This window comes from Hydrocarboniphaga sp. (assembly GCF_028291725.1).
GTDB lineage: Bacteria > Pseudomonadota > Gammaproteobacteria > Nevskiales > Nevskiaceae > Hydrocarboniphaga.
In genome coordinates, this window is record NZ_JAQGNT010000002.1 from 84,632 (window position 1) to 99,201 (window position 14,570).

Annotated in this window: 11 protein-coding genes and 1 other RNA gene; 2 read left to right on the forward strand and 10 right to left on the reverse strand. The window is 66.6% G+C overall.

From position 1 onward, the window contains the following. The first annotated feature begins 86 nt into the window (after positions 1–86). Positions 87–1,982 (forward strand): 1-deoxy-D-xylulose-5-phosphate synthase, encoded by a 1,896-nt coding sequence (gene dxs / locus JWQ90_RS00525; RefSeq protein ID WP_299687721.1) that lies wholly within the window; start codon positions 87–89, stop codon positions 1,980–1,982. A gap of 274 nt (positions 1,983–2,256) precedes the next feature. Beyond that, the gene (locus tag JWQ90_RS00530; protein WP_299687723.1) at positions 2,257–2,604 is read left to right on the forward strand and encodes a hypothetical protein; all 348 of its coding nucleotides are present in this window, start codon (positions 2,257–2,259) and stop codon (positions 2,602–2,604) included. 92 nt (positions 2,605–2,696) lie between these two features. Here JWQ90_RS00530 and cysG read toward each other — a convergent pair whose 3' ends face one another. The 10 genes from cysG to mrcB all read right to left on the reverse strand — a co-directional run bounded on the left by cysG (position 2,697) and on the right by mrcB (position 14,490). Then, positions 2,697–4,106, reverse strand: coding sequence for a siroheme synthase CysG (gene cysG / locus JWQ90_RS00535; protein WP_299687725.1), 1,410 nt, complete (start codon positions 4,104–4,106; stop codon positions 2,697–2,699). A gap of 19 nt (positions 4,107–4,125) precedes the next feature. After that, entirely contained in the window at positions 4,126–4,449 is a 324-nt protein-coding gene (locus JWQ90_RS00540) for a YbaB/EbfC family nucleoid-associated protein (RefSeq protein WP_299687727.1), read from the reverse strand. Between the two features lie 14 nt (positions 4,450–4,463). Beyond that, positions 4,464–6,092 carry a DNA polymerase III subunit gamma/tau gene (gene dnaX, locus JWQ90_RS00545; protein WP_299687730.1) on the reverse strand — a complete coding sequence of 543 codons (1,629 nt, stop codon included), beginning with the start codon at positions 6,090–6,092 and terminating at the stop codon, positions 4,464–4,466. A gap of 95 nt (positions 6,093–6,187) precedes the next feature. After that, on the reverse strand, positions 6,188–6,469 hold the full coding sequence (locus JWQ90_RS00550) for a hypothetical protein (protein WP_299687732.1): 282 nt from the start codon (positions 6,467–6,469) through the stop codon (positions 6,188–6,190). Between the two features lie 84 nt (positions 6,470–6,553). Next, positions 6,554–8,572: an AAA family ATPase gene (locus tag JWQ90_RS00555; protein ID WP_299687735.1), complete on the reverse strand. Its 2,019-nt coding sequence runs from the start codon at positions 8,570–8,572 to the stop codon at positions 6,554–6,556. 210 nt (positions 8,573–8,782) lie between these two features. Continuing rightward, positions 8,783–8,879, reverse strand: an RNA gene (gene ffs, locus JWQ90_RS00560) — signal recognition particle sRNA small type. A gap of 56 nt (positions 8,880–8,935) precedes the next feature. Continuing rightward, the gene (gene tsaB / locus JWQ90_RS00565) at positions 8,936–9,655 is read right to left on the reverse strand and encodes a tRNA (adenosine(37)-N6)-threonylcarbamoyltransferase complex dimerization subunit type 1 TsaB (RefSeq protein WP_366919397.1); all 720 of its coding nucleotides are present in this window, start codon (positions 9,653–9,655) and stop codon (positions 8,936–8,938) included. Between the two features lie 13 nt (positions 9,656–9,668). After that, positions 9,669–11,570: an ATP-dependent DNA helicase gene (locus tag JWQ90_RS00570; protein ID WP_299687740.1), complete on the reverse strand. Its 1,902-nt coding sequence runs from the start codon at positions 11,568–11,570 to the stop codon at positions 9,669–9,671. Between the two features lie 2 nt (positions 11,571–11,572). Beyond that, on the reverse strand, positions 11,573–12,154 hold the full coding sequence (locus JWQ90_RS00575; protein ID WP_299687743.1) for a lipopolysaccharide assembly protein LapB: 582 nt from the start codon (positions 12,152–12,154) through the stop codon (positions 11,573–11,575). Positions 12,155–12,162: 8 nt separating this feature from the next. Further along, positions 12,163–14,490: a penicillin-binding protein 1B gene (gene mrcB, locus JWQ90_RS00580; protein WP_299687746.1), complete on the reverse strand. Its 2,328-nt coding sequence runs from the start codon at positions 14,488–14,490 to the stop codon at positions 12,163–12,165. Positions 14,491–14,570: the final 80 nt, after the last annotated feature.

Here is a 14,570-nt window from a genome sequence, read left to right on the forward strand (position 1 = left end):
CCGGCAGCGGCGCGCCTGACATGGCCCTGGCCGCCAGTTCGCCGATAATCCCCCAATAATCCATTGATACTCTTGACCATTTCCCTATGACCGACATTCCGGGTTACTCGCTGCTCGGCGGCGTGAACGCGCCAGCCGATCTGCGGACCCTGTCCCGCGACGACCTGCCGCACCTGGCGGTCGAGCTGCGGCGCTTCCTGATCGAGACGCTGGGGCGCATCGGCGGCCACTTCGCCGCCAACCTGGGCACGGTCGAGCTGACGCTGGCGCTGCATCGCTGCCTGAACACCCCGGAAGACCGCATCGTCTGGGACGTCGGCCACCAGGCCTATCCGCACAAGATCGTCACCGGCCGCCGCGCGCAGCTCGAGACAATCCGCAAGCTCGGCGGCCTGGCGCCGTTCAACCTGCGCTCGGAGAGCGAGTACGACGCGTTCGGCGTCGGTCATTCCAGCACCGCGATATCCGCGGCCGCCGGCATGGCCGCCGCGTTCCGCGTGCAGAACATCAAACGCCGCGTGGTCGCGGTGATCGGCGACGGCGGCATGACCGGCGGCATGGCCTTCGAGGCGCTGAACCATGCTGGTCACGCAAATCTAGACATGCTGGTGGTCTACAACGACAACGACATGTCGATCTCCGAGAACGTCGGCGGCCTGCGCGATTATTCCGCGCGGCTGGTGCGCAAGCTCGGCCTGGTCGCGCCGCATCTGGAGCGGCTGCCGCAGGACGGCGAAGACCATGTCGAAACGCACCTGGACAATCCCGGCGCGCTGTTCCGCACTTTCGGCTTCCATTATCACGGCCCCATCGACGGCCACGACCTGGATGCGCTGACGCACAGCCTGGACGCGATCAAGGATGCGCGCGGCCCGCAGCTGCTGCATGTGATCACCACCAAGGGCAAGGGCTTCGAGCCGGCCGAGGCCGACCCGATCAAGTATCACGGCGTCACCCAGTTCGACCCGGTGACCGGCGCATTCCCGGCCAAGAAACCTCAGGGCGCGCCGAGCTACACCCAGGTATTCGGCGACTGGCTGTGCGACGCCGCCGAGCGCGATCCGCGCGTGGTCGCGATCACGCCGGCGATGCGCGAAGGCTCCGGCCTGGTCGATTTCGCCAGGCGCTTTCCCGAGCGTTACTACGACGTCGGCATCGCCGAGCAGCACGCGGTGACGTTTTCCGCGGGCCTGGCCTGCGAGGGCCTGCGCCCGGTCTGCGCGATCTATTCGACGTTCCTGCAGCGCGGCTACGACCAGCTGATTCACGACGTCGCGATCCAGAACCTGCCGGTGATGTTCGCGATCGACCGCGGTGGCCTGGTCGGCGCCGACGGCGCCACCCATCACGGCGCCTTCGACCTGAGCTATCTGCGCTGCATCCCGAACATGGTGGTGATGGCGCCGAGCGACGAAAACGAATGCCGTCGCATGTTCACCACCGGCCTCAGCCTGCCGGGCCCGAGTGCGGTGCGCTATCCGCGCGGCAATGGCCTGGGCCTGGCGCTCGAGGCCGAGTACAAGCCGCTGACGGTCGGCCGCGGCCGCATCGTCCGCGATGCGCGCGGCCGCCGCCGTCCGCGCGTAGCGCTGCTGGCCTTCGGCTGCATGGTGCAGCCGGCGCTGAGCGCGGCCGACATCCTCGACGCGGTCGTCGCCGACATGCGCTTCGTCAAGCCGATCGACACCGAGCTGGTGCTGGAGCTGGCCAACGAGAATGATCTGCTGGTCACCTTAGAGGACAACGCGCGCATGGGCGGCGCCGGCAGCGCCGTGGTCGAGGTGCTGGTCGCACAGCACCAGCATCACAAGGTGCAGGTGCTGAATCTCGGTCTGCCCGACGAATTCGTCGAGCACGGCACGCGCGAGGAACTGCTGGCGCAGTGCGGGCTGGATGTCGCCGGCATTTTGCGCGCGGTGCAGAAGCGGCTGCGCGCACGCGATCTGGACAGCAGCGCCGGCGAAAGCCGCCAGGCCGGCTGATCGCACCTGCGTTGCGGCTGCAAGGGTCCGCGCGATGACGCGGACGGTCGTAAAGCCGACACAGCGTGTCAGCGGCCGACAGCCTGCGTCAGTTTTGCGCCGCCGCTGCGTTCGGCGCCGCTTCGATCCCATGCCGTAGCCGCTTCAGGCCGCAGCCAGGGTACCGCTGACAGCCGCTGACTCGGCCGTCTGGCAGCACCCGGCACGCGATCGCCCGCGCTGGTTTGTGGCTTGCCACTGTTCTCCCATACGACGGACAGCGGGAGAAACCACCATGATCCAACCCCTACTGATGCTGGGCTGCCTGGGCATCGGCATCTGCGCGCTGGGCTGTGCTCACGCGCTGTACCGTCTGCATCGCATCTGCCCGCGCGATGGCATCCAATGCGATCGCGGTTTGTTGCGCTGCTATTGCGGCGGCTTCGATCTGCCGCTGCGTCTAGCCAGCGCACTGACGGTTCTGTCGGCTGCCTTACTGATACTGAGTTGGATGCTGAACATGCCGGCCGGGCTGATCACCGCCTTGCTGGTGCTGCTCACGGTCAGCGGCTTCGAAAAGCATTTCGGCAATACCGACAGGCGCAAGCTCGAGCGCGAGGCTTATCGGATTGGGCTGCGCTAGGCGTAGCCCGGGTGAAACCCGGGTTTTGCGGCGCTCGGGAAAAGCCCCGGGTTGCACCCGGGCTACGAGTCAGCGCGTTGCTGCTGCCGCACTCAGCCCCTGCCGGCGAACCACTGCAGCTGATCGCGCAGCCGCACCACCTCGCCGACGATCACCAGGCTCGGTCCGCTGATCTGCTGGCCGCCGACCGCCGCCGCCAGACTGTCCAGCGTCGACACGATCACGCGCTGTTCCGGTGACGTGCCCTGTTCGATCAGGGCCGCCGGCCAGTCCGGCGGCAAACCATGGGCGATCAATTGCGCGCAACAATCCGGCAGCGTGTTGAGCCCCATGTAGATCACCACGGTCTGCCCGCGCCGCGCGAGCGCGTCCCAGTGCAGGTCCAGCGTGCCGTCCTGGCGCTGATGGCCAGTGACGAAGATGCAGGCCTGGGCGTAGTCGCGATGCGTCAGCGGAATACCGGCATACGCCGCGCAGCCATTGGCCGCGGTGATTCCCGGCACGACCTGGAACGGGATGCCGGCCGCGGCCAGCCGCTGGATTTCTTCGCCGCCGCGTCCGAACACGAAAGGATCGCCGCCCTTCAGCCGCAGCACGCGCTTGCCTTCGCGAGCCAGGCGCACCAGTTCGGAGTTGATCTGGTCCTGGGCCAGCGTATGCCGCGCGCGGCGCTTGCCGACATAGATGCGCTCCGCGTCGCGACGCACCAGATCGAGAATCGCCTGGGGCAGCAGCGCGTCATACAGCACCACGTCGCATTGCTGCATCAGGCGCAGCGCACGGAAAGTCAGCAGATCGGGATCGCCCGGGCCGGCGCCGACCAGATAGACCTCGCCGCGGCGGGCGCCGCCGTCGATCAGATGCTGGAGTTCGGCATCGGCGGCGGCTTCCGCGCCGCTCAGCACGGCCTCGGCGCCGGGGCCGTCGAGGAAAGACTCCCAGAGCCCGCGACGATCGGCTTGCGGCACCGTCTGCTGTACACGCGCACGCCGTGCGCCCATGAAACCGGCGAGACGTCCATAAGCGGCCGGCAGCATCGTCTCGATTTTCTCGCGCAGGCGGCGGCCCAGCACCGGTGCCTGCGCGCCGGTCGCGATTGCGATCAGCAGCGGATGCCGGTCGACGATCGACGGCGTGACGAAACTGCTGGGGTTCGGATCGTCGACGACGTTGACCGCGATGCCGCGGATCTCGGCGGCGGCGGCGACCTCGCGATTCAGCACCGCGTCGTCGGTTGCGGCAATCACCAGCAGGCAACCGTCGAGCTGCGAGGCTTCGAACACCTCGGCGACGTGGCGCAGCACGCCGTCGCGCTCCGCCTGACTCAGCTCCTCGACCAGTTCAGCTGCGACGACTTCGAGCAGCGCCTCGGTTTTTGCCAGCAGGCGCAGCTTGCGGGCGGCCACTTCGCCGCCGCCGACGACCAGCACGCGGCGGCCGCGCAGACGCAGAAATACCGGGAAGAATTGCCATTTTGGCGGCCATTGCGCCTGCGGCTCCATGGCGCGTCGCGCTGATGCTTTACAGGCCGAGATTCAGGCCGGGCGGCAGCTGCATGCCGCCGGTGGCGGCCGCCATTTTTTCCTTGCTGACGACGTCGAGCTTTTGCGAGGCATCGTTGATCGCGGCGGCGATCAGGTCTTCGAGGAATTCCTTGTCTTCCTGCATCGCGGCCGGCGAGATCTCGACACGCCGCGCCTGGTGCTTGCCGTCGAGCGTGACGCGGACCATGCCGGCGCCGGATTCACCGGTGACTTCGAGCTTGGCGACTTCGTCCTGCGCGCGCTTCAGGTTGTCCTGCACCTGCTGCGCCTGGCGCATCAGTTGTCCGAGCGGACCTTTCATGTTGTAGCTCCCACTTACGAATCTAGAGGATGGATGGAGTTCGGCCGAACGGTGGCGCCGAACTGTTCCTTGAATGCCCGCACCACCAGATCGGTTTCGATGGCATCGATCGCGCCGCGGACGCGATCGCCGGCGCGCTGCGCGTCGATCTGCGCCGGGCTCTGCGCCGAACCTTGTACTGCGTCGGAAACCAGATCGATCACCACTTTCAAGGGCTCGCCGAACACCCGGCCTAGCGCTGATTCCAGCGCCGCGCGGCGCGTTTCGTGATTCAGGAACGCGGCATCCAGCGAAAGGCCCAGATGCACCGTGTCGCCGTCGCGGCTGTTCCAGGTGCATTGACGCGCGAGCTGCTTGCCGGCGCCCTCGAGGCCCAGATGCTCGAGCAGCTGCGGCCAGGGCAGCTGCTTCAGTTGGAGTTCGATTTTCGCGACTGCAAGAGGCACCGGTTGGGGCGCCGGTTCGGCGATCATCAGCGCGGCCGCAGCAGCGGCCGGCACAGCCCGTGGCGGCGCAGCGGTGCCGGTGCTCGCAGGCTTGGCCGCGCCATCACCGCCACTCTCGCCCGGCCGGAACGCCAGCATCCGCAGCAGCGTCATCTCGAAGCCGAGCCGCGGGTCCGGCGCCCAGGGCAGATCGCGGCGGCCGGAGACGCCGATCTGATACCAGAGCTGCACGTCTTCGACGCTGACTTTCGGCACCAGCGCGACCAGGTCTTCGTCGTCGTCTTCGTCGCGCGCGCCCGGTAGCATTTGCAGCACCGCGATGCGCTGCAGCTGAGCGGCCAGATCGTTGAGCATCGATGCGTAGTCCGGCGCCTGCGCCTCGATTTTGCGGAAGGCCTCGAGCAAGGCGGACGCGTCGGCCGCCGCCAGCGCGCTGATCAGGTCGAGCAGCAAGCGTCGCGAGCCGGTGCCGAGCATTTCGGCGATCGGTTCGCGGCGCAGGGTTTCGCCGCCGGAAAACGCGATCGCCTGGTCGAGCAGCGACAGGCCGTCGCGCATCGAGCCATCGGCGGCGCGCGCCAGTTCAACCGTTGCGCCGGGCTCGAACTCGAGGTTCTCGTTGCCGAGCACCAGCGCCAGCTGATCGCGGATGATCGCGATCGGCAGCCGCTTCAGATTGAACTGCAGGCAACGCGACAACACCGTGATCGGCAGCTTCTGCGGATCGGTGGTCGCGAGGATGAATTTGACGTGGCTCGGTGGTTCTTCCAGCGTCTTCAGCAGCGCGTTGAACGCGCTCTTGGAGAGCATGTGGACTTCGTCGATCAGATAAACCTTGTAGCGGCCGCGCGCTGGCGCGTAGGCACTGTTATCGATCAGCTCGCGGACGTTGTCGACGCCGGTATTGCTGGCGGCGTCGATCTCGAGCAGGTCGACGAAGCGGCCGCTGTCGACTTCCTTGCAGGACGAGCACAGGCCGCAAGGCTGCGATGATACGCCGGTCTCGCAATTCAGGCCTTTGGCGATGATCCGCGCGAGCGTGGTCTTGCCGACGCCGCGGGTACCGGTCAGCAGGATCGCCGGATGCAGCTTGTCGCCGTCCAGCGCATGGCTGAGGGCCTTGACGACATGGTTCTGGCCCATCACGTCGTCGAAGCGGCGCGGGCGCCATTTACGGGCGAGGGCGAGGTAGCTCATGGTCGGTACGGCCTGTGCGGAGCGGCATTGTCGCGGAATACGGCGAGTGCGGAAAGGCGCGGCCTGCGACTGAGTTTGCGCAGGCCGGGCAGCGGCTACTTGCGCTTGAGTTCGTGCGTGCCGATGGCGGGCAGCAGCAGCAGCATCGTGCCGTCCTTGATCTCGGCCCGGCCTTCATCGAGCGCCACGCCATCGGGCGCACGCACCACGACCGCCCAGCCCTTGCCCGAGGGCTGATACAGCACGTCGATCTTGCTCGCTTCGGCGAGCGGCTTTCCGGCCGCGTCCAGCGGCATCACCGAAATGCTGTCCGGCCCCAGATCCCACTGCATCGTGCCCTGCTCACCCTTCTCGATCCAGCTACCCATCAGCACCATCGGAGTTTCCGCGGCGCTGGCCGAAAAAGACATGAAGGCCAACAAGCTCGAAAGGCACAATGTCGCAAACACGCGCATGTCAGATTACCCGTGAGAAAAACCGATCTTGTTACGCGAATGCGGCTTCACCGCCACCTCCGCCTCCAGCATCTTCTTCAGCTCGGCCGTATTGCCCAGCTCGCCCAATAGTTTGGCGCGATTGCGCACCACCGCATAGTCGCCCGGCGTCAGCGAATCGATGTCGCGCACGCCAGCCGGCGGCTCCTGGTCGAAGTAGTGGCGGAACGCGATCTCGCGCTGCTCGGCCTTCAGGAAATCGAACTTCACCTTGAACGAGAAACGCCGCAGCGCAGCTTCGTCGAGATGGCTCATCAGGTTGGTGATGCAGGCGAACGGATGCTCGTGGCTTTCCATCCAGGTCAGCATTTCATTCACCTGGCTGATCTCCCAGCCCTGGCTGGCGCTGCGACGATCGCCGAGCAGCGAGTCGGCCTCGTCGAACACCAGGAAGGCGCCGGTATCGCGCGCTTCGGCAAACGCGGCCGCGATATTGCGCTCGTTCTCGCCGACCCATTTCGACAACAGGTCCGATGCGCGCTTCTGGATCACCTCCAGGCCCATCTCGCGCGCCAGCCAGCGGATATAGGCACTCTTGCCGGTACCGGGCGGGCCGTACAGGCACAGCGAAAAAGCGCGGGTCTCCAGGCCGCTGAGGCGCTTCGCCAGATTGGCCAGATCGAGATCGGCGTTGATCAGCCGCGGATCGTAGATCACGCTGCTGTTCGGCCGCGGCGGCGTCTCGGCACCGCGCATCACCTTGGCGATCGACGTGACCGCGCGACGGATTTCAACACTGCCGCCCGAGGTCAGCCGAGCCGAACGCACCGCGCCGGCGGCAATTGCCGGCGCAGCGTCGAAGTCTTCCGCCAACCGGCGGATTTCCTCGGCCGGAATCGTGACTTTTTCCTTGTCCAGCAGGCGCTGCCAGACGCGCTCGCGGACTTTCGCCGGCGGCACCTTCATCTCGATCGCAAACGTCATCCGGCGCAGCACCGACGGACCCAGCGCGGACGGATCGTTGACCGTCCACAAGGTCGGCACGCGCGACTCTTCGAACATCTTGTGCATGAACACGCGCGAGCCGTAGCCGCCCGGGCGCTCGGCCAGGTATTCGTCGTAGCCGTCGGCGCGCAGCAGGTCTTCGGCTTCGTCGAACAGCAGCAGCGCGTCGTTCTGGTTCTCCAGCAGTTTCTGGCTCAGCCGGAAGCTGCCGACGCGCTCGTCGCGCGACGGCTCCTGGCCGCGCTCGTCGGCCTGGCCGACGCCGTAGAGCTTCAGGCCCAGTTGCGCCGCCAGCGTCTTGCAGAACTCGGTCTTGCCGGTGCCGGGCGGTCCGTAGAGCAGCACGTGGATGCCGCGCTCCTGGCGGCTCGCAGCCTGCTGCAGCAGGTTGGCAGCGAGATCGCGGTCGGCACGCAGGTGCTCGTAATCCTCCCACTCCAGAGACTTCAGCAGCGGGTCGCCGAGCAGCGCGGCGCGCACATCGTCCAGCGGCTCGGCCTGAGCCTGCAGGAAGCGCGTCAGCGCCGGCAGCGGCTGGCAATCGGAGCGGTAGTCGATCGTGAACAGGCCGCTGGCGAGCAGGCGGCCGCGCGGCGACATGGCGTCGAGCAACTCGCCGCGGGTCAGGCCAAGCAGGGTCGCGAGCACGCCCATCGTGGTCGAGTCGCCGGCGCGGATCTCGTCCAGCTCGAGCATCTCGAACAGCTCCTCGACCATCGGCAGCACCTTGGCGCGCACCAGGGCGCCCATCAGCACGTGCTCCTGCTCGGACAGCCGCAGCAACCTACCGACTGCCTGCAGGTTCAGCTCGAGCACGCTGGGTTCGGTGGTCTGGAGTTCGTCGAGCCGCAGGCGCAGCGACTCGACAATGATATCGTTGGTGATAGTGCGGCTTTCGTCGCCGAGATCGATGCCCAGCGGCTCGCCCTCGTCGATGACGAAGCGGGTGAAACCGTCCTGCGCCCAGCGGTAACGGTCGACCTTTACCGAGAAGTGGCTGAGCCAGCTGACCAGCAGGCGTTGCTCGAAGGGTTCCATCATGGTGCTGCCTCATCTGCGCCAGCCGAGTGGCAATGGTGGGGATTCAACCCCGGGATACAAGCCAGAAAGGCGTTACAAAAGATATGCAAATCAGTTCCGAATACAAAACAATATAAAGCTCAAAAAACTCGCACGCAGAAGCGCATTGCACGCTACGATGCTGAAAAAGTTCTTCAAAATCCCCCACTAACACCTTGATATTGAAGAAGGTCCACGCCAGCTGATTCCGGCACCCGGCATCACCGCTGCCGTTGCTCCCTTCCGGGCCTGGCGGGGTTCACGGCTTTCCGTCGCGAAGGGCCGGCGTGGACCAAGCCCATTATCGCTTATTCCAAGGTCAGTTTGCCCGCTCCGTTTGCCCGATCAGTTTCCGGCGGCCTTGGCGGCGCGGGCCGCCTGCTGCTCGACCAGGGTCAGCGCGACACGGTCGCGCAGGTAGGCCGGAACCAGGTCGTCGGCCGAGATCGCCTGGCCGGAGCGGAAGTGCGGCAGCGCCAGCAGCAGCGCGTCGCTGGCGTGCGGCAGCGCTGCGCCGTCGATCGACAGCGGGGCGTTCGGCAGGCGCTGGCTCAGGATCGCCCCGTACCTACTCCAGCCGGTGCCGACGCCGGCCCAGTCCCCACTCAGCGCGCTCAGATCGACCTGCAGCGGCGGCACCACCTGATCGGCCTGCAGCGATCGCGCGAGTCCCTGCTCGTCACGCTCGAACGCGCCCAGATAGATTTCGCTCATGCGTGCATCGATGCACGGCAGCACGCGATCGGCACCATTGCGGATCGCCGCCTGGGCCAGCATCGCCAGCGAGGTGATGCCAACCACCGGCCGGTCCAGGCTCAGAGCCAGCCCCTTGACGATGCCGACGCCGATACGTACTCCGGCAAAGCTGCCTGGGCCGATGCCGGCAACCAGGCCGTCGAGCTGGCCCGGCACGATGCCGGCCTCGGCCAGCAGCGCCTGTACCAGCGGCAACAGCTTTTCGGTGTGCGTGCGGCCGGCGACTTCGAAGCGTTCGACCAGCACGCCGTCCAGCCACAGCGCGGCGGAACAGGCTTCGGTTGCCGTATCGATGGCGAGTAGACGCATCATGCTGCCCTGATCACAGGCTCGCCGCCCACACCAGCGCCGCGTCGCGATCGATGCGCGGCATCGGCGGCAGCGCCTCCAGCACCTTGCGGCCGTAAGGCTTGCTGCGCAGGCGCGGATCGCCGATCACCAGCAGGCCGCGGTCGCCGACATCGCGGATCAGGCGGCCCGCGCCCTGGCGCAGCATCATCACAGCCTCGGGCAGTTGATGTTCGAAGAAGGCATTGCCGCCGCGCTGCTTGATCGCGCTGAGCCGCGCCTCGAACACCGGGTCGCCCGGCGCGGCGAACGGCAGCCGGTCGATCAGCACCATGCGCAGCGCCCGGCCGCGCACGTCCACGCCCTCCCAGAAACTGCTGGTACCGACCAGCACGCCATTGCCGTCGGCAGTGAAGCGCTCGAGCAGGCGCGCGCGGTCGTCGTCGCCCTGCACGAACAGCGTCTGGCCGAGACGGATCTTCAAGGTCTGCGCCACCAGTTTCAGCGCGCGATGGCTGGTGCACAGCACGAAGGCGCCGCCGTTGGCGGCTTCGATCAGCGGCACGATCGCCTCGATGAAAGCCGTCGTGTACGCGGGGTCGTTGGGCTCGGGCAAACCGGCCGGCAGATGCAGCCGCGCCTGGTTCTGAAAATCGAAAGGGCTGTCCAACGCCAGGGTGTGCGCGTCGTCGAGCCCGAGCTGGCGTTGGAAGTGGCCGAAGTCGCCGCTGGAGGACAAGGTCGCGGAAGTGAAGATCCAGGCTCCGGCGTGGGCCTGGCGCATCTTCGCGAAATTTTCCGCGACTTCGATCGGGGTCTGGTGAAAGCTGCCGCCGCGACCGCGTGACTCGACCCAGCGCACCAGGCCCTGCGGCTGTTCCGGCGCAGTCAGCACGGTCCAGCGCTCGTAGAGCACCGCCGCACGCTCAAAAACGCCGGCCAGCACCGGCGATCGATCCTCGTAGGCCTTGAGCGTCTGGCGCATCGTGAACAGCTGCTCGTCCAGTGCATCGATCAGCTGCGGCACCATCGGCCGCGCCAATAGATCCTCCAGCCGCATGCGGCCGTTGATGCTGGCAAACAGGGCCTCGATCGGCAGCACCGCGGCCGCCAGGGTTTCGGCCGCGGTCACCAGATCCGGCAGATCGCCCCACTCCTCGGCCTCGGTCTGCGCGTCCTGGGCGACGTCGCGGAACTGGCGCGTCGACACGCGCACACCGAAGAACTGCGTCGCCAGTTCCGGCAGCTGATGCGCCTCGTCGATCACAACCGCGTCCGAGCCCGGCAGGATTTCGCCGAAACCCTCTTCCTTCAGCAGAAAATCGGCGAACAGCAAGTGGTGATTGACCACGACCAGGTCGGCGGCAAGCGCCGCCCGGCGCGCCTTGACCACGTGGCACTCGGCAAAGTCCGGGCATTTGGCGCCGAGGCAGTTGTCGGCGGTCGAGCTGACCCGTGCATATAGCGGGTCGTCGTCGTTCAGATCGCCGAGTTCGGACAGCTCGCCGGAATCGGTGCTGCGCGACCAGGCGCGGATGCGATTGAGGCGGTCGTCGTAACGCCAGCCCGGCGTCTGCAGCGCGCGTTCGAGCCGGTGCAGGCAGACGTAGTTGGATCGGCCTTTCAGCAGCGCAGTACGCGCCGGCACTTTCAGCGCGCCGAGCAGTCGCGGCAAGTCACGGCGATACAACTGGTCCTGCAGATTCTTGGTGCCGGTGGAGACGACGACACGCTTGCCGGCGACCAGCGCCGGCACCAGATAAGCGTAGGTTTTACCGGTTCCGGTACCGGCCTCGACGATCAGCGTGCCGGCGGACTCGACGGTGTCAACGACGGCACGCGCCATCGCCATCTGCTGCGCGCGGGCGACGAAGCCCGGAAGCCCGCGAGCGAGGACGCCGCCGTCGCCGAAGAGGTCATCGACCTCGTCGCTCACGCTCAGCCGCCGCTGATGTTGCGCAGGATCTCGTCGACCTTGCTCTGCGCCTGCAGTGCGCCGATCGCGTCACCCTGCGCCTGACGCGCCTCGGTGATGACTTTCCAGTTTTCGAGTTCGACGTAGATATTGCCGCGCGCGAGGCTATTGGACTTCAGCGCCACGCTTTCGGCATTGTCGTAGTCCTTCTTGTCGAGGTACACGCGGGCCAGCGAACTCCAGACGAAGTAGTTGCGCGGCTCGATGCGCTGGGCACGTTCGAGCGCGCCGCTGGCCTGGTCGTACTGGCCGGCGGCGCGCGCGGTGCGCGCCTGCTTCATCAGCGACACCACGGCCTGGCTGCTGATTTCCTCGGCCGCCTTCGGATACGTCGGCAGCGCCTTCGGCGGCGGGATCATCGCCAGTGAAGGATCGGGCGTGACCGGCACCGGCTGGCGCGGCGCCGGTGGTGGCGGCGCGGGGGCAGGAATCGTGTGGCCGACGTCGTCCGGCCAGGAACTCTCGCGTTGGCCTCCGCTGCTCGCGCAGCCGGCCACCAGCAGCACCAGGAACACACTCAGAGCGGCGGGGACTGGCGTCCTCATTTGCATATCTATTGAAATATCTCGCGCAACCATTGCATGGGCTGGGATTCCGCAGCATGCGCGCAGGGCGCCCAGGTCTGCGGCGCATAACCGCGCAAATAGGGTACCAGCAGCCTGCTCTGGCAGCCTTCGTCCGCCTTCAGACCGGTGATGGTATCGGCCAGCTGCTCCTCGACATCGGGTGGCGGGATCAGGTCCAGCGGCTTGACCTTGAGGTCCTTGATCAAGCGTGACCAGATGTACAACGCGCCGGTCGAGCCGGACAGGCCCATCGGCTTGTAGTCGTCGCGGCCGACCCAGACGACGGCGACGCGGTCGCCGCTGAAGCCGCTGAACCAGGAATCGCGCAGATCGTCGGTGGTGCCGGATTTGCCGGCCAGCGTCAGATCATCCGGCAACACCGTGTAGGCGCTGCGGCCGGTGCCGAGACGCATCACCTGGGTCATCGCCCAGGTCGTCAGGTACACCGAGCCCTCGGGCAGCGTCTGCTTGACCCGGATCGGGTAGCGGTTCAGCGGCTCGCCCTCCTTGGTCGTGACTTCGCGGATCGACGACAGCGGGCTCTGGAAGCCGCCGGCCGCGATCGTTCCGTACATCTGCGCGACTTCCACCGGCGCGACGTCGATCGCGCCGAGGAACATCGACGGCAGCAGCGGCGGCTCGCTGGGGTAGCCCGCCTGCTTCAAGGTCGTCGCAACGGCCTTCTCGCCGAGTTCCAGGCCGAGGCGCACGGTCGGCAGGTTGTAGGACTGCGCCAGCGCCATGTACAGCGGCTGCGGGCCGTGCAGCTTGTGGTCGTAGTTGTTCGGCGCCCAGATCTGCTTGGTCGGCAGCTTCAGCTCGATCGGCTCGTCGTCGAGAATCGTGTGCAGGTTGTAGCGGTCGCCCTGCTCCAGCGCGGTCAGGTAGACGAAGGGCTTGACCAGCGAGCCGATCGAGCGGCGAGAATCGAGCGCGCGGTTGAAGCCTGAGTAACGCACGTCGCGACCACCGACCACGCCAAGGATTTCGCCGCCACCGACACTAGTGACGACGCCGGCCGACTCCAGGCTGTTCGCCGGCAGCTTGCGGTTCTTCTCGAGTTCACCCAGGCCTTGCTCGATATTGCGTTCCAGCGCTTCCTGAGCCCGCGGGTCCAGCGTCGTGAAAATGCGCAGGCCTTCGTCGGTCAGGTCCGAGTCCTTGTACTGGCCGCGCAGCTGGCGCTTGACCATGTCGACGAAGGCCGGATAGCGCTCGACGCCGCCCTGCTTGGTACCGGCCAGCGACAGCGGCCGCTCGATCGCCGAGTTCATCTCCGCCTCGTCGATCAGGCCGGCGTCCTTGAACACGTGCAGTACCAGGTCGCGACGCGCCTTGGCCCGCACCGGGTTGCGCCGCGGGTTGTAGTAGGAGGCGCCCTTGACCACGCCGACCAGCAGCGCGATCTCGTGATCGCGCAGCTCGCCGATCGGCTTGTTGAAATAGAACCAGCTGGCCAGCCCGAAACCATGGATCGCGCGATTGCCGTCCTGGCCCAGATAGATCTCGTTGAAGTAGGCCTCGAGGATGTCGGACTTCGAGTAATGCCGCTCCAGCAGGATCGACATGAACATCTCGTTGAACTTGCGCGTGTAGGTGCGATCCAGCGTCAAAAAGAAATTGCGCACCAGCTGCTGGGTCACGGTGCTGGCGCCCTGCACCGTATGGCCGGCGCGCAGGTTGGCGAAGGCCGCACGCACCACGCCGCGGATGCTGATGCCGAAGTGTTCGTAGAAATCCTTGTCTTCGACCGACAGCAGACCTTCGCGCAGCAAGTCGGGCACCTCGTTGAGCTTGACCAGGACCCGGTCTTCGCCGTCCTGCTGTGGGTAGATGCTGCCGATCAGCATCGGGTCCATGCGCACGATGTCGCGCGCTTCGTGCGTGTCGGTGTCGGTGACGTCGGCGATGCCCTTGGCATCGAGCTTCACGCTGATCTTGCTTTCGGGGCGCGGGCCGTCCCAGAAGTGGAACTCGCGGATATAGATGTCGGCGCGGTCCTTGGCCAGCACGAACTCGCCGGGACCGTCGAGCGTGGTGTTGTTGCGGTATCCGAGCCGCTCGAGCTCATGCTTGAGGTCGCCGGCATCCAGATTCAGGCCGGTATACAGCTCCAGCGGCGCCGCGAACACCTGCGCCGGCAGCGCCCAGCGCACGCCGGCGAATCGGGTGCGGATGTCCTTGTCCAGCGCGACCAGGTAGTACGAGAACGCGACCAGACCGACGCTGCCCAGAACCAGGGCGACAGCCGCCAGCCCATACCAGAACTGGCGAGGCACACGGGAGCTGGGGTTTTTTCGGACGGGCGGCGCCATATGGCGCGCCATCATACCGGCTTGCGGCGGCCGATGCGGCCGCGCGGTGGCAGCCGGCGCGGCATCGCCGTCAAGCTGAA